Raw genomic sequence first — 21,411 nt, forward strand, 5'->3', positions numbered from 1 at the left:
TCCTACTATTATTCCACCCTGGTAATCGGTGCAAACCCTGCAAGCAGTCGTTTTACACCCACTGGTGCCGGGAAAGCAATCTGCAGCTCCGTGTCATTCCCGGTGCCCTTAACAGCCACAACGGTACCGGTGCCCCATTTGCCGTGCGAAACCTTATCACCCGCTTTGTATTCGCCAGCTGCTGCAGCACCTGATCCAGTAGCGCGCTGAGCGCCTCCTGAGGTTACGGTCACGCTGCTTTTGCTTGTCGCTGCGGACGCTGTGCCTCCGCTGCCAATCGGTGCCGCACCAGCGGCTCCACTTCGGCCGCCGAAGTTCCCACGACTGCCGCCACTGAAGCCGCGTCCACCGTAAGCACCGCCTACCTCCGAGCCTCCACGTTGGAAACGGTCCTGCGTCTTAGCGGTATCTTCCTTCAGTTCCTCTGGAATCTCTTCAATGAAGCGGGACGGCTGATTCGCCGTCGTCCGCCCAAAGAGCGTACGCATCCGCGCGCAAGAGAGAAACAATTGTTTCTCGGCGCGGGTGATTCCTACATACGCAAGGCGGCGTTCCTCTTCAAGCTCGTCGTTATCTTGGAAAGCACGGCTGTGCGGGAACACGCCTTCTTCCATCCCGACAATAAACACCGTTGGGAACTCCAGACCTTTGGCGCTGTGCATCGTCATCAGGACTACAGCGTCACTACGGTCCTCTTCATCATCATTTACACTATCAATATCTGCGATAAGCGCGAGATCCGTGAGGAAGGAGACAAGCGACTTGTCCTCGTTATTCTTTTCAAACTCCATCGTCACCGACAGGAACTCATCGATGTTCTCTAGTCGCGAGCGAGATTCGAGTGTGTTTTCATTTTGCAGCTCCAAACGATACTGCGACATCTCTAGTATTTTTTCCGTCAGTTCGGTTACGGACAAGAACTCCACCATACGATGCAGAGCTTCAATCATATCGTAGAACTCTACTAGCATATTCCGCGTCCGCCCAGCAAAGCCCAAATCATCTACAGTTTGCAGTACGCGGAAAATAGAAACACCACGCTCAGCAGCCGCAGCTGCCAGCTTGCCAACCGTTGTATCCCCTAATCCCCGCTTAGGTACATTAATAATACGCGTCAGGCTGATATCATCATCAGGATTTGACAGCAGGCGTAAATAAGCGAGCAGATCCTTGATTTCTTTACGATCATAGAACTTAATCCCGCCTACGATTTGATATGGAATATCAGATTTAATTAGAATTTCCTCGATTACCCGTGACTGGGCATTTGTACGATACAGTATCGCATGATTCTGATAGGCCTGACCCTGTTTCACATTTTTGCTGATTTCTCCGGTTACAAAGTAACCTTCATCATGCTCGGAGTCCGCCCGGTACACCTTAATCTTGGCGCCTTCCTCGGAATCGGTCCACAGCTTCTTCGGCTTACGTCCACTATTGAGTGCGATCACACCATTGGCTGCATTCAGGATATTAGCAGTTGAACGGTAGTTCTGCTCAAGAAGAATGGTCTTCGCTTCTGGATAGTCCTCTTCAAAATTAAGAATGTTTGTAATATCCGCTCCGCGCCAGCGATAAATCGACTGATCACTATCCCCTACCACACAAATCCGGTGGTGGCTGTCAGCGAGCATACGGCACAACATATACTGTGCTCTGTTCGTATCCTGATACTCATCCACGTGGATGTATTTGAATTTCTTTTGGTAGAAATCAAGGACCTCGGGAACTTCCTTAAACAGTTCAATGGTCTTCATAATTAAATCATCAAAATCAAGCGAGTTATTGCTTCTTAGACGCCTTTGATACATCTTATATACCTTTGCAACTAAGCCTTCAAAATAATCGCCAACCTTCTGCTCATACTGCGCCGGAGTGATCAGCTCATTCTTCGATGCGCTAATGATGGCCTGCACAGCTTTTGGTTCGAATTTCTTCGTATCAATATTCAGTTCCTTCATACAGTTACGTATTACGGATAGCTGATCTGTAGAGTCCAGAATGGAGAAGTTGGAGGTAAAACCAATCCGCTCGATATCCTTCCGCAAAATCCGAACACACATAGAGTGAAAGGTGGATACCCAGATATCTCTTCCCTCAGGTCCGACAAGCTTAGATACACGTTCCTGCATTTCCCGCGCAGCTTTATTCGTAAACGTAATCGCCAAAATCGCCCAAGGCGGCGCCTTTCGATTGGCAATCAGCCAGGCAATTCTGTGAGTCAACACTCTCGTCTTCCCACTGCCCGCACCAGCCATAATCAAAAGTGGTCCTTCAGTAGTTTCGACAGCCTGTCTTTGTGGAGGATTCAGTCGACTTACTGCGTCTTGTATGCTAATAAGTTGCATGTGTAACATGCTCCTTTCTAAATATAAAATCACACATCAAAAGTAGTCCTAAAAATAACCACTAAGCATAATCACCTTCGACGTCCTTATAAGGACGGTAAGTGTTTATACGAAAAATATAAAGATAATGTATAACGTGAAACTTATACTTTCTTATATTTTAATCAAATTGCTCTTGTACTGTCTTCTTCACAGCCGCAACTGTTAGCAGTGCCTGCTGTACATCGCTATAAATAATATTGCCGACCACTACTGTATCACATAGAGCTGCTGCTTGCTCGGCCTCTGCCTCACAAGTAATGCCCCCTCCATAAAAAAGCTGAGCCTGCTCCACCATTTCACGCACCGTCCGCACGGTCTCCATATCCCCGAACCTACCGCTGTATTCAAGATAAACAATCGGCAGTGACATCAGCCTGTCCGCAACCTGGGCATATGCAGCCGCTTCTTCAGCATCAATGGCCGTCTCAGCCCCTGTTATCCGTGCAACTGAAGAGTCACTATTCAACACAATATAACCTTCCGTTAGAAGCGAATCCCATGGAATCATAAATCCATAGCGTTCAATAGCTCGGCGATGATGGCCTACAATCCAGGCTGTATCAGGCGTATTAAGCACCATAGGAATCATATAAAGATCAAATCCGGGTACAGCAGCTTCAAGTTCGGATACCTCGAGTGCACAGGGTAACTCAAAATGCCTCACTTTTGATAAGAGATCCACTGTATTCTCATAGGTTACTCCTGTAGAGCCCCCTATCAGTATGGCATCCGTGCCTGATAAGCAAACAGCCTCCAAATCCTCATCCGAAATCATCCGGTCAGGGTCTAGCTTAAACACATGCCGCCAAGGTTTGATCATTTGCTGCACTGCTTTCATGAGAATCATCCTTAATAGTCATTTGGGCAAGACAAAGACACTCCTGCCGCCGCAAAAGATATAGATCTAGTCTATGCCAGCACAGCAGGTGTGTCAATTTAAAGCGAACAAAAATGCGAACATTTTTTCGTATATAAATTTTGGAACTCCCGCAAAGCACCTGAATACACATCTATGGAAAGCACCACTTTTTAGAGATATATTAATGGTAATACGTAGTCAAAGATTTCAACGTACACCTGAGATGTTAATCAAATCCTCTTCCGGCACAAAATCAGTGTAAAAACCATCCACGCCCATACGGGATAACTCCCGAATTTCATCTTCTTCATTCACTGTATGAACATATACACGAGCGCCAGCCTTCTTCAGCTTTTTAATAAAGCTCTTGTTGGCCCGGCTAACCGGCATGGTAATATCCACACCTGTTTTATTAACAAACTCAATAACTTGTTCATCCGTATCCTTGGACTGGTACAGGGTGTAAAGCACTTCCGGAAAAGAATAAACCTTATTGATATCATCAAGCATCGTCTGATTGTATATTTGTGGAATAATTCGATCTAATATGGCTGGATCCCGGCGCTGCGCCGCTTCTACCAACAATGTAAATTGTTTATTTATAAGTTCAGATTTGATCTCTTTCGTATCCGTCACGATATAGGCATCTGGATAATGCTGCATCAGATCAAGCAACCTCTCAACATCGATTGGGGAGTAGATATTCAGAATTGGACTATCCATGAATTCTTTATAATCTAGTACAACCCCTTGTTTATTAGCAGGAAGCACATCCAACTGTCCTAAGAGCTTACTCATATTCCCTGACCACTCATGCCGACCAACTAGCTGATCATCAGCCGATAATAACAAGTCTACTTCAAATACGCGAGTTCCTTGTGCATAATTAGCTACAAACGCTTCAAAAGCATTGGTGTATGTATGACCGTTAATGCCACCCATGGCATGTGCCACGACCTTGTGAGCTTCAAAGCCGCTTACAGGCTGCTCGTCTTCATTACTAAAAGCGATTACAAGTAGAGTTATAAGAGCCCCAATTACAATTACGGTTGCAACAATCCTTTTTTTATCCATAGTTGAGAGTTTCCTTTGCGAAGTTTAGATTATAAAACCAATAGAAAAACAATACCCCGCTCTACCATAGGTAGAAACGGGGATCCAATTAAAGTTTTAGCAAATCTGAATCAGTGCAGGAATCAATAAGCATTTTTGTTGACGAAGCCGTTGCGAATCGTTTTGAAAATAATTCGAATATCGAACAGTAAAGACCAGTTCTCAATGTAGAAAATATCGTGTTTGATCCGCTCCTCGATGGAAGTGTCACCGCGGAGTCCATTGCTCTGTGCCCAGCCTGTGATTCCAGGGCGTACATGGTGTTTTACCATATACTTTGGAATTTCATCACGGAACTGTTCCACATAATACGGGCGTTCTGGTCGAGGTCCAACCACGCTCATATGTCCCAGCAACACATTAAAAAATTGCGGAAGCTCATCCAGACTTGTCTTACGGATAAAGGTCCCAAATCTAGTTCTACGAGGATCTTCTGGTGTACTCCAGCCTGTATCCTCTTCGCCGTCCTGCTGCATCTTCATCGAGCGGAACTTATACATCATAAAATTACGTCGATTTAATCCCACTCGTTCCTGCCGGAATATAATCGGTCCCGGAGAAGTAAGTCGGACACCAAGGGCTACGATGAGCATTACAGGAGATATCATAATGATTGCGAACAAGGAGAACACAATATCAAACAATCGCTTTGCCATCTTATTACCCGTCATATCTAGTGGAATATCACGAACATTAATCATTGGCATGCCTGCAAAGTTATCAAAGTACGGCCGCGCTGGTAAGTAGTCAAAAAAGTCAGGGATAATTAATGTGCGCACGCCTGCTTTTTCACAGGCTGCAATAATTGAAGGATACTTCGAATGCGCATCGAGCGGCAACGCAAGTATAACTTCATCCACAGGCAACATCTCTAGCATACCGGACAACTGGTCAACTGTTCCCAGGATCGGCTTATAGCGTTGTTCTTCAATTCCATCCCAAGTGTGATAGTCATCCAAGAAACCAATCGCTTCGTACCCGAGCTCAGGGTATTGCTCTAAATTATTATAGAATCTTTTGCCTAACGTACCTGCACCGATGATAAGTACAAACTGTCGGTTGAAGCCCTTTTCGCGAAAAGATTTCAGCATCTTCTTCAGCACATAACGGTACAGCATAATAGAAAAAACATTAAATCCCATATAAATAGCAAGGTAAGTACGAGAGATATCGATTTCTTTCACAAAAAACATCAGACCGAGCAGGATGAAAATGCTCATGATGTGTACTTGGAAGATCTTAATAAATTCATCGACAAAACGTTTCTTCCGCTTAGGCAAATACAGTGACAATAATATCCCGATTAACACTGCAATTCCGCCATAAATCATACTCCAGTAAGCGTACGACTCTACAGGCAGCGTATTATAAGATTCCATCCATCCACTCTTGAACTTGATCCACCAAGCCGCTAAAAAGGACAGCTGGATGACAATAAAGTCAGCAACCATATAGAGCTGTGTCAAAAATTTCTGATTACGCCGAATCATAAATTCACCTCAGTATTCTTTTCGTTACGTACACCTGTTTCATTAGCAGAGTTAAGACTCTGAGCAGGCGATGTGACCGTTTTAGGAGAGGTTAAGGCATTCCGCAAAAGCGAAAGTGCGAACTTCACACCTACGCCGGCATATACTGTTCCATTTATCATACTGTTGTACTTCTTACTATAATGCTTACGATGAAATAAAATCATTGCCCTGTGGAATTCATAGACGATCTTGAACGGCCTACGTCTAGCGCTGCCGCCTTTAAGATGTACGATAGAGGTCTTCGGATAATAATAAATCCCCCAACCAGCCTCTTTAATTCGATAGCACCAGTCTAAATCCTCACCGTACATAAAGAATTCTTCATCTAATCCGCCCACCTGATCAATCGTCTCCCGCCGCAGCAACATAAACGCACCCACCAGACAATCTATCGGGTAATCAAGATCCGGGTCCAGATAACCTAATTGGTAACCGTTAAACCTCGGGCGGTCTGGAAATAGTTTGCTAAATCCAAAAGCATAATAGAAGGAAGCTGACGGTGTAGGGAATCCACGCTTACACGCTTTATCCAGCGAACCATCCGGTAAAATAATCTTACATCCTGACGCCCCAACATCGGGTCGACTGTCCATAAAGGAGATCATTGTCTCCAGCGTATCCTTACGTACTACCGTATCTGAGTTGAGCAGAAGCACATACCGTCCGGATGAAGCTTCCATCCCCTGATTATTAGCACGGGCAAAACCAACATTGTCGTTATTGGCGATCAACATTACACCTGGAAACTCTCTACTAATCTTCTCTACTGATTCATCACGGGAATTGTTGTCTATCAAAATAATCTCATAGGAATAGTTCGTTTCTGAGTCATACACCGACCTGAGACAGTCCATCGTCAGGCGACAAGTGTTGTAATTGACAATAAGTATGCTTACATCTACATTCACTACGTAACGCTCCTGACAAATATAGTAATCTACCGACAATTATTATAACATAAAACCTCCCTGAGAGGAGGTGACGTTTCAGGGAGGTTTTTCCAGTTTCGGTTTAGTTTTTGTGTTGTTTTCTCTCTTTTATCGCGGCTTGTATATACTCCCGCTTCTTTTTTAATGCAGGGCGCTGAGAGAAAAAGGAATTCCATGCTGTAATTAACTGTGGCTCTCTAAGCAGCATATAGCCTTGAGCTGCAATTTCATAGGGAAGAGAAATGAAGATTGTTTTCAAGATAGTTAGAGCAGGTTCATTCTTGTAGATCATTTTGTAGCGGTTAATGTAAGATATTCGTCGGATAAACATCGGCTTGGTATTACGACCAGATGTTTTCCAGCCACGTTCGTGATACCCAACCGCTTCAGCATCATAATACCCCTGCCAGCCGAATAACTGGCCTCTCCAAGCCACATCCACATCTTCCTTATACGCGAAAAAGTCAGCATCAAAAAATTCACCATCAACACTTATATCATCGATCATCCGCCGAGAATACATCGCAGCCGCCCCAGATACACCGAATATCGGACCCGACTGTGTCCATTGATCAGCTGGCTCACCTGCACCGCGATCAAACGCACGCCGTGCTCTGTTCATACGGAGACCTGTGCTGTCTACCAGCCTATGATCACCCTTAAGCAAAAGCTTGCCTGTCGCGCTGCCGATCTGCGGGTTGGCTTCCATGTGTGCAATGAGTCTAGAAACATAGTCAGGAGCCAGCGTTAGGTCAGGGTTAAGAACGAGCACGTAATCCGTATCAGTCGCGGCAATGGCCTGATTATGGGCTGGGGCGAAGCCTGTGTTGTTTTGGTTTTGGATGAGTACTAAGTTGGTGAATATTTCCTCGTTCTTTGGTATATTTGGCAGATCAATACCCTCAAGTGAATGAGTTAGAGAAGCTTTAGGGATTGTGCTGCGAAAAGTGCTCACTCTCTCAGCACAACCATCAGAAGATGCATTGTCTACAACGACAATTTTCTCAATAGGATAATCCTGTGCCATTACTGCCTCTAAGCAATCTATAATGTCATCCGCGCTGTTGTAGGTGACGATATGTACACTTACTGTTTTGTTATTCATGAGTATCCTCGACTTCGTAATTTCTTATTAACTAATTACTCCCTTCTTATTATAGCGAAAGAATCAAGAAGAAACGATGTTGTCGTCTTTTAAAAATGATAAACATTTCTCGTAGAAATATAAGGATATTAGTGAAACTTATAAATTCTTGTATTCAACAAAAAAACTCCCGCATCGTTATGAACGATTTGGGAGTCTCCATTGTAGTTATGCTATTCTTTTAGCTCCAGAAGGAAATCTCTTAGTCCCTCACGCCAAGGTCGAATATCCCGAAAACCGTTTGTACGTATCGATAAATGCTCCATTACCGAATTACGAGGACGTGGTGCAGGGCGTGGGAACTGTTCTGTAGCACATGGTTCAAGCTTGGCAGTAAATTTCAGGCCCAGAATATCCTCAGCCTCCGCAAAGATCGCCTGTGTAAATTCAAACCAAGTGCAAGAGTCGCTATTTGAAGCATGGTATACACCATACTTCTCAGTTTGAATAAGCTCAAGCAAGAATCGAGCTAAATCGACTGTATAGGTAGGCGAACCTTTTTGGTCATCTACAACTTGAAGCATTGGCTTTTCTTGGCCAAGCTTTAGCATTGTTTTGACAAAATTATTTCCGTATTTACCATACACCCATGATGTGCGTACGATAAAATACTTAGAGGAAAGAGATTGAACGAGCACTTCACCCGCACGTTTCGATTTACCGTATATACTCTTAGGATCAGTATTATCATACTCATGGTAAGGCTGTGATCCTAAACCATCAAATACATAATCTGTACTGATATATACCAGCTTAGCCCCAGCTTTTTCAGAAGCTATCGCTACGTTTCGACTTCCAGTCGCATTAATTAAATAAGCAGCATCAATATCACTTTCTGCCGCGTCCACAGCCGTGTGTGCAGCACAGTGAATGACAGCATCCGGTCCATACTCACCAATAACCCGGATACACTGATCCAGATCGGTGATATCCATCTCTTGACGGTCGCAGCCCATCACTTGGTGACCTTGATGCTGGAGTAGTAAAACTACGTCCTGACCCAATTGTCCGGCCGCTCCTGTAACAAGTACCTTCAGTTGAGCCATTATAGAGATTCTCCCAAACGATCGCCATATTGTAATTCAGCGTACTTCTGGTATTCCCCAGATTGAATACGAGTCCACCACTCGCGGTTATTGAGATACCATTGGATGGTTTCTTTAATACCTGTTTCAAACGTATGTTTCGGCTTCCATCCCAGTTCGTTCATAATCTTAGTTGGATCTATACCATAGCGACGATCATGACCAGGACGGTCTTGAACGTAAGTAATCAGTGAATCAGGTTTGCCTAGTTCCTGCAATACCGTGTTTACAATATGCACATTCGTACGCTCGTTATTACCACCAATGTTGTAAACTTCGCCATTCACACCCTCATGAATGACTAAATCAATCGCGCTGCAATGATCCTCAACATACAACCAGTCGCGGATATTCATCCCATCGCCATAAACAGGCAACGCTTGGTCCGCAAGTGCGCGAGAGATCATCAACGGAATTAGTTTTTCAGGGAATTGATACGGACCATAATTGTTTGAGCAGCGGGTAATGTTCACTGGCAGACCAAATGTTTCATGGTATGCACGAACAAGCAAATCTCCACCTGCTTTACTTGCAGAATAAGGACTGTTCGGAGTCAGAGGGGTTTCTTCAGTAAACAACCCAGTTGCTCCAAGTGATCCGTACACCTCATCCGTAGAAACTTGAACGAACTTAGTAACACTGTATTTTTTCGCCGCATCCAAAAGCACTTGTGTTCCAAGCACATTCGTCTTCACAAACACTTCCGGCTCCAAAATACTCCGATCCACATGCGATTCAGCAGCAAAATTCACCACCACATCCACACCTTGGCTAAACAAAGCATCCATTGCCTGTACATCTGTAATGTCTGCTTTTACGAACTTGTGGTTCGGATGATTTTCAATTGATTTCAAATTCTCCAAATTACCTGCATACGTCAACGCGTCTACGTTAACGATTTGGTAATCAGGATGTTGTTGCAGCATGTATAATACAAAGTTGCTGCCGATAAATCCGGCTCCGCCGGTGATTAGAAGCTTCATTTATAGCCCACCTTTTATTCAAATAAATGTTGTGTTTATAATTCGAAATTAAGTTCAGCATCCTTCATTACGGGTGGCACTGATCTTTATCCGATAATATCAGATTCGAAACAGGTTAATCAACATCAAGGATCGAATCACTTTATAATATTCCAAAAGTATTCTTAAGGGAATAAAATTCATACACCTTATAAATACTTGGGTGCTCGAATGCAATGTCCATAAGTGCTTCAGTATACTTAAGGACTTACCCCTATATTATTATCTATTTAGTTACGTTCGTAGAATAATTAAGATTTAAACAGATCCGAAAACGATATATGATACTGTTTAAACCACTCTTTAATTAGTCTATTATCCACTTTTTTTAATTTATTAATGTCAGATCTTTTTTTCATCATTACAAAGAACTTGCTCCAGACATCCCTATGTGCTCTCAGTATAGTTAAAGCTAATTTCCTCTTAGAGTAATTATTCATCAACTCGTTAGTCGCACCCTTTTCTTTATACATACTATAGATTTGGAATAGATATAGTCTTAATGTATATATTGGATTCATTAGTATCAAAGAGGCTGGATAGTTCTTAATAACAAACCAATAATGGTTGCGTTCAATTAAATACGTTTTAAAAAGCGAATACTTTCCCGCTGATGAAGAATATCGGTGATAAACAATTGCTTCACTTACATAAAGACATTTCCATCCTGCAAGTTGAAGACGGAAGCCTAAATCAGTATCTTCGCAATAACAAAAAAAGTCTTCGTCAAATAGTCCAACTTCATCAAGTGCTTTTTTTCTATACAAAGCAGCACATCCGCTAGGAATTAGAATATGTTCTGAAACATCGTATTTTTGAACACTTTCATTCCTACCTCGGGTTCGAGACATTCCTGATACATTAATTAAAAGACCCGTTGAATCAAGAAGTTGCTGATCGAAATAGGAGATAATCTTGCACCCACAACTCCCGAGTTCCTCATTTTGATCAAGCGCATTGGCCATCTGTTCTAACCAAGAGGCTTTAGCAGTCGCATCATTATTTAATAATGCGATATATTCTCCTTTCGCCTCTTTTATCGCTAGATTGTTGCCTTTAGCAAAGCCATGGTTCTTTTCGGACTTAATCAAATGAACCGAGGGATATTCTCGGATGATATCAATTGAATTATCAGTAGAGTTATTATCTAATACAATAATTTCAAAATTATTGTAAGTCTGATTAATTAATGAATCCAGACAATCACCTATATAATCCGCGCCATTGAAATTGACTATAATGACAGATATCAACCTATTCATTATTCACCTTCTTTCTAACACTGTGTTTCCTTTGTTTTAGAACAGATACACTATAGGGGAGAAGGGGTAAAGCATACATTGCCAATATAAAGTATGTTAAGAACTTACTCGCCAAGATCGGAGTGATCACACTAAGTGTTGTGTAACCCCAAAAATGCAATACTGCCAACATTGTTACTTCAGTACTACCCTGACCTCCCGGTATCATACTTAAGACACCAACAATCATACCTAAAGAGTGTACAAGAATTACTTTTGCTATTGTAATTTCAATATTAAACGCATGAAAAATAAAATATAAATAAAAATATTCAGTAATAATGGTGAGCAAGGATGTCACAATAATTATAATACCTAACTTTGGATTCTTAATGGGAATTAGCAGGCTTTGTTTTATATTTAATAGTACTTTCTTTAGTTTTGGACCTAAAATTTTATATACTATTAATAACGAAAAAAGTACAAATATCATAACAATAGATATCAGTAGATAATTATCCTTAATCCCTGTAAAACTATCATTTAAAAAAGAAAGCAATCCTTCACTTATTACAAAAACTGCACATAATGAGTATAACAAGACACAAAATAATTCTATAATTTTATCTAGGAATAAAATAGGTAGAATTTTCGATATATCAACTGTGTACTTAAGCTTCAGATAAGCTGATACTAGAATTTCCCCAGCTCGTCCTGGGATAAAAGCACCCATTAACTGACTAGAAGCCGTTAATGAAACAGTTTCCTTGAAGCTTATGTTCGTATAAACTTTCATTATTTTATTAAGTTTAAAAGACCTCAAAAAAAGTACAACAGAGTATACAAGGATACTTACTATAAAATACATATAGTTTATATCGTTAAATCTATTGTTAAAAAACACTAAGAGTAATAGAAAAACTATTGCCCCCAATACGATATATAGAATCTTCTTCTTATTCACCTCGCACCATTCTTCTCTCCGTTGAGTTTTCTTCATCTAATTTATGCATGTTGATTTTCATGTTATTTAATTCTTGTTTCATCAATCCAATTTCTTGAGACATTTGGCGTACTTTTATTGATGATTTTGAAATTGATACCGTCAGACTGAAAATAATAACTAGTCCAGAGAGAATCCCCACTAAAAACACGAAATTCGAAGGTGCTTGAAAACCAAATATACCTGTAAAATAAAACGCAATTTGCGGAATCACTGAAATAACTAGCATAATAATTACAACCAAAATCCAAAGAAGCGCATATCTTAATTGTAGCTCGTACCTTTTAATCATATTAATTAAAAGAAAGAGTAAGATCAAACATAATAAAATAAGAGAGATCTGTAATTTAAAAGGAAACATATAACCCCATCCTTATGTAACTTGATGTTTTCTAGTAAAGTCTATAATGATAGCCAGAGTAACTTTTATCATATAATAAATTGACTTTAGCGATTTAATAGATGATGTTCCCCCATTACGCTCTCTCATTTGGACAGGTATTTCTGCTATTTTGTATCCATTTCTACTAAGAGCCATTATTGACTCCGGTTCAGGATAATCTGTTGGATAGCTATTAGCAAAAAAATCTATCACTTTCTTGTTACATGCTCTAAATCCTGAAGTAGGGTCGCTTACTTTTCGTTTTGCAAGTAGCTTTAATAAGCCAGAAAAATAAATAATTCCAACTCTTCTTGTAATAGAAGATTGAAACCCTTCCTTTTCAATAAATCTTGAGCCGATCACGAAATCAAGTCCATCTTTCACTATGGGTTCTATTAAACTTTTAATATAGGCAGGGTTATGTTGCCCATCACCATCAATCTGAATAGCTATGTCATAATTATTCTTTTTTGCATAGATATATCCCGTCTGAACTGCGCCTCCGATACCTAAATTACACGGAAGATTTATAACATTGGCATTGTTCTTGTCGCAGATGACAGAGGTCAAATCAGTCGAATAGTCATTAATAATTACAAAATCTAAAATATCAGAATAATCAGATAACTCTTTAATTAAAGATTCAATATTCTCCTCTTCATTAAAACATGGAATTATCCCAAGTACTTTCATTGAATTTTACTCCTTATAACATATTTTTTTAAATTATCAATTCATTGAATGATTTTAAAAAGGGATAACTCCATTGACTTTTAAAATATAATTAAGCAATAGTGAAAACAATAGAACACATAAAGACATCATTAAATATTTATCAATCTTTTTATCTTTGATAATAACGCTGCTAGAAGCAAACAATAAGAAAAACAAGGGGGATACAGGAAGAAAATATCTACCTTGTATACCATTAATAATGGAACCTCCAACTGGCGTGAAACCTGTATATAAAGCAGTATACGTTAAAACAAGCACACAGGATATGATTGCCATAAAAATAATTTTCTGACTAACTTTTACTTGCATTCTTTCTTCTTCTAAATAGCTCCTATTCGGTATAGCCATAAAGAACAACAAAAAAATAAACCCAAAAATAAGAACCGGTGATAACCCATATCCATAGTTGGTCACTGTCTTACCAAGCATAGCCAAAAATTGTTGACTTCCAAGATTCAAAAATGTATCAAATATAACTTTAATATAACGAAATGGATGAGTTAAAACAAAATGTACTTGATCACTTGGCGAAACACTTTCTCCTCCTCGGAGATCGGGAACAGCAATATTCGTTAAACTCATAAGATTCCAAATAATCATGGGCAGTGTGCAACAAGTTAGTATTAAAAATATCTTTTTAAAATAATTTTTTTTTGCCCCAAACTTCTGATACGGTATGATAAAAATAAGAAGTAATAGTGGAACATAAACTGGTTTTGATATTGACATAAACATTCCAACCAGCACTAGTAAACAAATATCCTTAGTAGTTATTTTGGATACTTCCTTCGTATAGGTTAGTTTAAGTATTATAGAAATAAATAATATAGAGGAAGCAATTATAACAGCATCAGCTGATAGGGATGATGCTTGAATAAGAGACATTGGCAACAACGCTATAATCAGAATAAGCATCTTTTTAAAAGGTACTATCTTTAGTGAAAAATAGATAATGCTTATATAAGCAAGAAAATTAAATAGTCTACCTAAATAAAGCATAGTAATAGGGGCTGCGTTAAAAACCCTCGACACAATGATACCTAATGCTTGAGGTATGTAAAGGACTGGAGAATATATAGACGCATAGTTTCTATAGAAAGTCCGCTCATCTGGATTTAATTTCATAGAAAAAGCTTCGTCTACTATTTTATATTGAAATCCAGTTTGATGAATGTATCTAACCTTGTCCACTGTTGAAATTAAACTGTATGGAATATAGTTTCCTATTTGTCCATCTACTGTTTGATTAATGAACTTTCCTTCAGAAACTTCATAGGCTCTATAATAATGTTCTAACTCATCCAAATGATCAAATGGAGGAAATAAAAACACCATAATGATCCCAATCGATAATGACAGAACCACGAAAACCTTTGCTATATTATCCCTTAATCTAATTACAACAATGATTATAGCTATAAAAAAAACTGTGAAAGCTACCAGTAATAGATAAAAGCTCTTTGCACTCATGAGTGCTTTCGTACTTATTCCCGATAAATTGAAGTATATACTTCCTTGTTGTTCCTGGTCATTGACTGTTAAATAGCCTACGTTATTGTCTCTGCTTTTCCACAAAGTAACGGAGTTACCTTCATACAATCCTTTACTACTGATTAAAAATTCTAATTTTCTATATTTCTGATCACTGTTTGGAATTTTCATAGTAATATTTTGTCCATCAGAAAGACTAGAAACATCAAGAATTTCTTGATGCAATAATTGACCATTCTCTTTAATATCAAAAATGAGTTCTCCAGTGTTTATTCTTTCAAAAGTCCCAAACGGTATAGCAATTTCTAAATTAGTTTTATCATTCACTTCAAATTTCTGTTTAATCAACGTCCCATCTTGTATTTCCCCAATAATATCTCCTGAGTTTTCTTGACTTATAATCATTTTTTTATCCTGAGAGATGGTTATAAAAAAATCTTTATGTTCAAAAATCACAATTGAAAAATATATTGCGGAAATGAGAATGAAAAGAATAATAAAGAGCCTTTTTGAAAGAAAATTCCATAGTTCTTTTCTATGAACAAATGTCTCCATCGGAAGAAATCCCCACTTCAAGTTATTTTCAGATATCTTATAAGGAGCACCTATTCGCCATGACTTATTTCATTTGATAAAATTCCTAAAAGTTCATTTTGAAACTGTAGCTCGAATAATTCTTCTTTTATACCTTATTTCCACCTAATTATTAAGAAATTAGAGCATAACTTGGTTAACATACTGGTAGTTGAATTTTTATCATTAAATAACTTATAGTACTGGAATTTTCCGATTATTATAATTCTCATCTTCTAATTCTGTTTCTAAATATTCAACAGTTGAAATTTTATAATTATGGTGTCTAGCAAATAATACAAACACTCTTTCAATTGCATGAGCTAATGTTCCATCTTGTAAGCCCTTTTCCGAATCAAAATCATCAATAGTAATCCGTAATTCTTTTATAGAAATAATGGCTCTTGGATTAAACCAGAACATAGTACCAGCAAAAAATCCCAAAACAACATTTTCTTTCTCTATTCCGACTTTTAGACAAAGCTCTTGAACCTTATCTTTATTCGCTCCCCAGAATTCTTCATTAATCAAATATGATTGTTCCGGACCGATTAATCCCATATAAGGATCCTTTTCAAATCTATCCAATATAGACAAAACTCTAGTTGTATTACCTAATAGCTCATCGTATATTCGTTGTCTCCAATTAGTTCCTTGGTCGCTATATAAACTTTTCTTGGAATGAATTTTACAAACACTAGTGTATCTATCTAAAATACTGGTGTTAAGTAATGATATAAATGGCGCTACATCTCTTCCCTTATTCTCAACACAATAGACGTATACATTTGCATTTGTAAATCTTTTGAGTTTTTGCTCCACTTCAAACGCTGCAGATAGAGTCACTACTGATATATACAGATCAAACTTGACAGGAATAGATCTTAAATAAGAAATTATTTCATCTAATAACTCCAAATAAAACAAATGAACAATTACTGCGGTCTTATTTTTATTATTAGCAACTCGACTTAATAAATTTTCCGCAGAAAAGTATACTTGAGTTGGATTAGAACTTGTATTAATTAATATGTCATCTATTTTTTTATTTTTATAGAAAGGAGCTTTATTACTCAAATAATCTTTCACTTCGAGGACTTCATTTTCTCCATTTCTTTCAATATGTTTGAGCACTTCAGGATAATCACGAATAACTTCCCATTTACAAATAGAAAATTGATCATAAATATCTTTCCATAATAAATGACAGGCATTTCCTTCTCTTAGATACTTATAACTAAATAAACTGAGAAAAATCAATTTCCAATTTTTCTTTTTATAACTATTATTTAAAGCATGGATATAACTACTAAACGACCATTGAAAACAAGAACCTACTAACAAAGAATGACTCAATGCACTTTGAGACATTCCTATTTCGTACTTAAAAATGATGTCCACTTTTTTATCAAGTATTTGTACATTATTCCAAAAATTTTCGAACCATACACTTACTAAAGCCTCTTTCTTCAGAACAACAAAAAAACTTTGTACATGGTAATGGAACTGGTATGAATCAACCAAACCGCATATATCATAAATACTTTCGTCTACTATTCCTAAAATCTTATTAATATCAAATGATGAAGCTATAAAAAAGCTATCATTGATTAAGATTAGTTCATCATAGATATATATATTCTCAATCTTCCCTATTCCATATTTGTAACTATAGAAATCATATCCTAAATTGCCTCTAACATAACATTCCACTTTCGGAGACAGCAACTTCAGCTCATCAGAAAGTAAGTTTGTAGAGACCATTATTATACGATCACAGACCGTTTCAAGATGTGCTATGAGCTTTAATGTATTTGAAGACAACTTCGCATCTTTATCATAATGTGCTAAAACAGCAATTCTTTTCAATCAATATTACCTCCTAATTCTTGAGTATACAGATTTGGCAATATTAAATAACCTAGGATATCTACTTAATCTATGTTTTATCTTGTTTTTAGTGAAATATTTCCAAGCCGTTTCATTTTGCAGTTTTAAACTTAGAATTCTATTTTCATTCGCATAAAAAACAGACAAATTAATAACTTTGTTATATTCCTCAGTGAAAGCCTTCATTTCACTATCAGTAAGGGTTGCAAGTTCAGTAACTTCATTCAATTCAAAGTCTTGTTTTTGTAAGGCTTTAGAAGTCGCTTCAAGATAAGCATGTCCGTACTTTAGATCAGGCTCAAGGTGACAGCCTTCTCCCCATTCATTCCATGCATTAATAAATATAAACTGATTGTTCTCTGAATGAGTACTTTCAGAATATTCAACAATATACCTAAACCAGTATCTATAAAGGGCTGGAGTAGAATTGATTATCGCATGCGGATTGTTTTGCCTCCGCGCTGTATTGTCCCATGACGGAAGAATCCCCCTATACCACGTATACTCTTTAGACTTAGCCTGAATTGCCTGCGCAACAACCTTAGGATAATCTACTATACCACCAGAAAAATCAGGATTGGTAATACTTGGCATGTTCGATGGTCTGTTCTCAGGAGTGAAAAACTTGTGTGGAGGGAACTCAATCGCTGAATCGAAGCCCCATTCTGTGGGATCATCTATGCCATAAAACTGTACAGCAGCCAAATGAATATCTTCAAAACCAGCCTTCTTCGCTTCTTCTCTCCAAATACGTGTAGTGTTTTTGATGTCCGGGAATAAATCCACTCTATAGACTATAAACATTGGTTTACCGTCAACTTTGATATAGCGATCATCTTTAAATATAGGAATTAAGTATCTAATCAGATCTCGATCATCTTCAGGAGTATGATTTTGTTCTAAGAGCACCTCTTTATCCAATCCGTCCCAAGTACGTGTCCAATTTTCATTAGCCCAACAAAAGCAAAATGGAAAATCTATATTTGAATTGAAATATTGATCAAGTGGTTTTTCAAGTATCCTTCTACCATTAAACCAGTAAAAATAAAAGCAAAATCCGAAAACTCCATACAACTCAGCCATTTTTGCTTGTTCTCTCATCACTTCTACATTGCTTAGATCATAAAATCCTAAGTCCTTAGGGACATGAGGTTGATAGTGATCAGGAAAATTGGGTTTTGCTTTTGCAACATTTGTCCATTCCGTAAAACCCTTTCCCCACCATTCAGAATTTTCTTTCACATGATGATATTGAGGTAAATAAAATGCTATTGGTTTTACTTTACTCATTTAATCCTCCGGTAAACTGTAATTTTAAATTCATATTAAAGCACAACGAAGTGCCTAAAAACAAAATAATAAAGCATTTCGTTAATCGTCTCAAAGTATAGTTAAAAAACAATAAAGAATGATCACTGAAGAACTAAATCCCCCGTGGTCACTCTGGTGAACTCAAAAAGTCTACATTAATCCATAGTTGGATTCTCGGCATGATTAATTTCACCGCTTTGATCTGATGAACCCCGCAAGTTAAGTAAATAACTATTAATTTCATCCAGGCAAACACCGTAATCAAAATCTCTAATTTTAACATCGATATAAATCGATGTATTACCTTGGCTTTCTTCAATTGAGTTTTCCAATAATAATTGCGGGTCATTTGACATAGAGATGAAGCCCATTGTTTCATTATTATCCTGTAATTGCACCAAACCTATAGAATCGGATATACGTATTTTATTAAGAGACACTCCATCCCCATTTTTGAAGATCATTTCTTTTTTTAGTTGAATGCTACCTGGCTTATTGCCTAAATCCAGCCTTATTTTTCCGTCAGAACGACTTGGAATAGTAAAACAAAGTGTTTGGAAATCACCACTATATTTGCATGTAGCCTTTATAGAGTTTGACTCTGTAAACCCTTTAGATTCACCCTCCCAATAAAGCTGTAAGAAATCTTCTTCATCACTTACAACGACTTCTTTTTTTGTTTTATTCTCATATATCGAATTAATGGAAATATCCTTCGATATTTCTTCATTACTACATATTGCAATTATAAATCTACCTTCTTTTAATGAATCTTCACCGTTTATTAACTTAATACCTTCTCTTAAGTTATCATTACGTTTCACAATCAAACCGTAATTCCCAACATTCTGGTTATAAAAGTCAACATATTTGAAGTTTTTCTCCAAAAAATCTTTGTATTCCGAATAGTAAAATTCCTTTATGTGGTATGGATTTCTGTGATTCGGCAAATCTGTATATAAATATTTATCTGGAGTTGATATTACCAAAATCCCATTCTTTTTTAATACCCGACTTGCTTCTTTCAAAAATTTATCTTGTACCAATTCATCAACATGTTCTATCGTTTCAAATGAAACTATCATATCAAAAAGATCATCATCAAAATCTAAAGATTCGACTGATCCCTGCTTGTATTTCAAGTTATATTTTTCATACTTCTGCCTAGCATAAGCGATAGCTTCATCACTAATGTCAACCCCCCAGACACTTGCTGCCTTTCTAGCTAAAATGGCCGTACCAAATCCTTCACCGCATGCGATATCCAGCACATTTTTACCACTGGCCAGCTCAAGAACTGCGTTATATCTATGCAAATGTTCCGTTTCAATTTCCCCATCTGCTTTTCCGAGAACAAATCTCTCTCCAGTAAATTCCATGAAATGACACTCCCTTTTACATTATTCAAAAACTACATGTTCGCTTTTGTGCTTATATAAAGTCGAATTAGCTTCAATTTCAACTAGTGAAAGATTATAACTTGAATTGCTAACTTCTACTTTTTTCACATTTGTCAGCCAGGTAAGAGTAACATGATTATCTTGAGTTCCTTGTGCTATTGCTGGGCTTAACAGATAATCACCTTTCATTATTCTAGGTAATTTAAATTCAAAAATTATTTCAATAACTTCACCTTTTCTAGCATTAAAATTAACACTATTCTCCATATACGTGTTAATAGCAAATAAAGAGACACCTCTATTACTTTCCCATACGAACCCTGCGATCAAATGATCTAAATCTTCTTTCAAATTAGCAACAATATGACAACTGTAAGTATTATCGACTTCCAATTCCTCAGTGATTTTACCATTACTCTCAGTAATAAAAAAGGAGAGCATTTCAATACTATCTGAAAAAACGCTATTTTCCTTTGGGACAATTTTTGGAAAACTAACTAATTGAGTATCCGCTTCATTTAATTTAATACTCTTATATTCGAACTGGTCAATTAATTTACTGTTCATTTCGTTATTTTCAGAAAATCTTTTGTTAAGGTATTGCGCACAAACCACTTCTTTATCGTCATAGGTAATTTGTGTTGATGAATCTAACCACAAAACTCTACTACACATCTGCCTTATACTGCCAATATCATGTGAAACAAAAATTATTGTTGTGTTTTTCTCTTTAAGTTCATCAAACTTTTTAAAACATTTATTTTGAAAAAAAATATCCCCCACACTTAATGCTTCATCAACTATTAATATGTCAGGCTCGACATTAATGGCAACTGCAAATGCTAGTCTTGCGAACATTCCACTAGAGTAAGTTTTTACAGGTTGGTTAATAAAATCACCAATATCAGCAAATTCAATTATTGCCGGGATTTTCTTCTCTATCTCTTCATTTGAATATCCCATCATCGTTCCATTTAAGTAAATATTCTGTATTCCCGTATACTCAAGATTAAAACCTGCACCTAATTCTAGTAATGCTGAGATTCTACCGTTAACAGTAACTTCTCCAGAAGATGGAGATAAAACCCCAGTAATTATTTTCAATAAAGTTGATTTACCTGATCCATTTTTTCCGATAATCCCTACGGTTTCTCCCTTTTTTACTTCAAATGATATATCCCTTAAAGCGTGAAAATCCCTATGATAACTTTTTTTAGAAAAACTTAATGATTCTTTTAATCTATCGATTGGCTTATCATACAACTTATAAACTTTATTGACATTTTTAATATTAATCGAGATATTGTTCAT

17 protein-coding genes are annotated in these 21,411 nt (G+C 37.6%); all 17 read right to left on the bottom strand.

Annotated features, from left to right (window positions below):
• Window positions 1-8: 8 nt before the first annotated feature.
• A complete protein-coding gene (gene pcrA / locus R50345_RS27375) occupies window positions 9-2,348 on the bottom strand; it encodes a DNA helicase PcrA (RefSeq protein ID WP_042131257.1) in 2,340 nt (779 codons plus the stop codon).
• Window positions 2,349-2,508: 160 nt separating this feature from the next.
• The gene (locus R50345_RS27380; protein ID WP_231573963.1) at window positions 2,509-3,228 is read right to left on the bottom strand and encodes a heptaprenylglyceryl phosphate synthase; all 720 of its coding nucleotides are present in this window, start codon (window positions 3,226-3,228) and stop codon (window positions 2,509-2,511) included.
• A gap of 228 nt (window positions 3,229-3,456) precedes the next feature.
• Window positions 3,457-4,323 carry a phosphatidylinositol-specific phospholipase C/glycerophosphodiester phosphodiesterase family protein gene (locus R50345_RS27385; RefSeq protein ID WP_042131259.1) on the bottom strand — a complete coding sequence of 289 codons (867 nt, stop codon included), beginning with the start codon at window positions 4,321-4,323 and terminating at the stop codon, window positions 3,457-3,459.
• Window positions 4,324-4,445: 122 nt separating this feature from the next.
• A complete protein-coding gene (locus R50345_RS27390; protein WP_042131261.1) occupies window positions 4,446-5,852 on the bottom strand; it encodes an undecaprenyl-phosphate glucose phosphotransferase in 1,407 nt (468 codons plus the stop codon).
• On the bottom strand, window positions 5,849-6,748 hold the full coding sequence (locus R50345_RS27395; RefSeq protein ID WP_042132522.1) for a glycosyltransferase family 2 protein: 900 nt from the start codon (window positions 6,746-6,748) through the stop codon (window positions 5,849-5,851). Before R50345_RS27395 ends, R50345_RS27390 begins: the two co-directional genes overlap by 4 nt.
• Window positions 6,749-6,905: 157 nt before the next feature.
• Complete coding sequence (locus R50345_RS27400) at window positions 6,906-7,928, bottom strand: glycosyltransferase family 2 protein (RefSeq protein WP_042131262.1); 1,023 nt, start codon at window positions 7,926-7,928, stop codon at window positions 6,906-6,908.
• Between the two features lie 212 nt (window positions 7,929-8,140).
• The gene (gene rfbD, locus R50345_RS27405) at window positions 8,141-9,004 is read right to left on the bottom strand and encodes a dTDP-4-dehydrorhamnose reductase (protein WP_042132523.1); all 864 of its coding nucleotides are present in this window, start codon (window positions 9,002-9,004) and stop codon (window positions 8,141-8,143) included.
• A gap of 8 nt (window positions 9,005-9,012) precedes the next feature.
• Window positions 9,013-10,035: a dTDP-glucose 4,6-dehydratase gene (rfbB, locus tag R50345_RS27410; protein ID WP_042131263.1), complete on the bottom strand. Its 1,023-nt coding sequence runs from the start codon at window positions 10,033-10,035 to the stop codon at window positions 9,013-9,015.
• 290 nt (window positions 10,036-10,325) lie between these two features.
• On the bottom strand, window positions 10,326-11,336 hold the full coding sequence (locus R50345_RS27415; RefSeq protein WP_042131264.1) for a glycosyltransferase family 2 protein: 1,011 nt from the start codon (window positions 11,334-11,336) through the stop codon (window positions 10,326-10,328).
• On the bottom strand, window positions 11,329-12,315 hold the full coding sequence (locus tag R50345_RS27420) for a lysylphosphatidylglycerol synthase transmembrane domain-containing protein (protein WP_081389837.1): 987 nt from the start codon (window positions 12,313-12,315) through the stop codon (window positions 11,329-11,331). Before R50345_RS27420 ends, R50345_RS27415 begins: the two co-directional genes overlap by 8 nt.
• Window positions 12,272-12,679, bottom strand: coding sequence for a DUF2304 domain-containing protein (locus R50345_RS27425; protein ID WP_042131266.1), 408 nt, complete (start codon window positions 12,677-12,679; stop codon window positions 12,272-12,274). The genes R50345_RS27420 and R50345_RS27425 overlap by 44 nt, the downstream gene beginning before the upstream one ends.
• Before the next feature lie 12 nt (window positions 12,680-12,691).
• On the bottom strand, window positions 12,692-13,393 hold the full coding sequence (locus R50345_RS27430; RefSeq protein ID WP_042131267.1) for a glycosyltransferase family 2 protein: 702 nt from the start codon (window positions 13,391-13,393) through the stop codon (window positions 12,692-12,694).
• Window positions 13,394-13,447: 54 nt separating this feature from the next.
• Window positions 13,448-15,481: a DUF2142 domain-containing protein gene (locus R50345_RS27435; protein ID WP_042131268.1), complete on the bottom strand. Its 2,034-nt coding sequence runs from the start codon at window positions 15,479-15,481 to the stop codon at window positions 13,448-13,450.
• A gap of 213 nt (window positions 15,482-15,694) precedes the next feature.
• Window positions 15,695-17,368 carry a rhamnan synthesis F family protein gene (locus tag R50345_RS27440; protein ID WP_042131269.1) on the bottom strand — a complete coding sequence of 558 codons (1,674 nt, stop codon included), beginning with the start codon at window positions 17,366-17,368 and terminating at the stop codon, window positions 15,695-15,697.
• Window positions 17,369-17,374: 6 nt separating this feature from the next.
• Window positions 17,375-18,679, bottom strand: coding sequence for a glycosyltransferase WbsX family protein (locus R50345_RS27445; protein ID WP_052414754.1), 1,305 nt, complete (start codon window positions 18,677-18,679; stop codon window positions 17,375-17,377).
• Window positions 18,680-18,855: 176 nt separating this feature from the next.
• Window positions 18,856-20,079 (bottom strand): class I SAM-dependent methyltransferase, encoded by a 1,224-nt coding sequence (locus R50345_RS30540; protein ID WP_052414755.1) that lies wholly within the window; start codon window positions 20,077-20,079, stop codon window positions 18,856-18,858.
• A gap of 21 nt (window positions 20,080-20,100) precedes the next feature.
• Window positions 20,101-21,411, bottom strand: a complete 1,311-nt coding sequence (locus tag R50345_RS27455; RefSeq protein ID WP_042131270.1) for an ABC transporter ATP-binding protein — start codon at window positions 21,409-21,411, stop codon at window positions 20,101-20,103.

The sequence above is a fragment of the Paenibacillus sp. FSL R5-0345 genome (assembly GCF_000758585.1).
In the GTDB taxonomy this organism is placed as follows: domain Bacteria; phylum Bacillota; class Bacilli; order Paenibacillales; family Paenibacillaceae; genus Paenibacillus_AQ.

Bases quoted from the DNA above. Each gene is read 5' to 3' on its own strand.
- pcrA (WP_042131257.1), bottom strand. From the start codon at position 2,348: ATGCAACTTATTAGCATACAAGACGCAGTAAGTCGACTGAATCCTCCA.
- R50345_RS27380 (WP_231573963.1), bottom strand. From the start codon at position 3,228: ATGAAAGCAGTGCAGCAAATGATCAAACCTTGGCGGCATGTGTTTAAG.
- R50345_RS27385 (WP_042131259.1), bottom strand. From the start codon at position 4,323: ATGGATAAAAAAAGGATTGTTGCAACCGTAATTGTAATTGGGGCTCTT.
- R50345_RS27390 (WP_042131261.1), bottom strand. From the start codon at position 5,852: ATGATTCGGCGTAATCAGAAATTTTTGACACAGCTCTATATGGTTGCT.
- R50345_RS27395 (WP_042132522.1), bottom strand. From the start codon at position 6,748: ATGGACTGTCTCAGGTCGGTGTATGACTCAGAAACGAACTATTCCTAT.
- R50345_RS27400 (WP_042131262.1), bottom strand. From the start codon at position 7,928: ATGAATAACAAAACAGTAAGTGTACATATCGTCACCTACAACAGCGCG.
- rfbB (WP_042131263.1), bottom strand. From the start codon at position 10,035: ATGAAGCTTCTAATCACCGGCGGAGCCGGATTTATCGGCAGCAACTTT.
- R50345_RS27415 (WP_042131264.1), bottom strand. From the start codon at position 11,336: ATGAATAGGTTGATATCTGTCATTATAGTCAATTTCAATGGCGCGGAT.
- R50345_RS27420 (WP_081389837.1), bottom strand. From the start codon at position 12,315: ATGAAGAAAACTCAACGGAGAGAAGAATGGTGCGAGGTGAATAAGAAG.
- R50345_RS27425 (WP_042131266.1), bottom strand. From the start codon at position 12,679: ATGTTTCCTTTTAAATTACAGATCTCTCTTATTTTATTATGTTTGATC.
- R50345_RS27430 (WP_042131267.1), bottom strand. From the start codon at position 13,393: ATGAAAGTACTTGGGATAATTCCATGTTTTAATGAAGAGGAGAATATT.
- R50345_RS27435 (WP_042131268.1), bottom strand. From the start codon at position 15,481: ATGGAGACATTTGTTCATAGAAAAGAACTATGGAATTTTCTTTCAAAA.
- R50345_RS27445 (WP_052414754.1), bottom strand. From the start codon at position 18,679: ATGAGTAAAGTAAAACCAATAGCATTTTATTTACCTCAATATCATCAT.
- R50345_RS30540 (WP_052414755.1), bottom strand. From the start codon at position 20,079: ATGGAATTTACTGGAGAGAGATTTGTTCTCGGAAAAGCAGATGGGGAA.
- R50345_RS27455 (WP_042131270.1), bottom strand. From the start codon at position 21,411: ATGAACAATATCTCGATTAATATTAAAAATGTCAATAAAGTTTATAAG.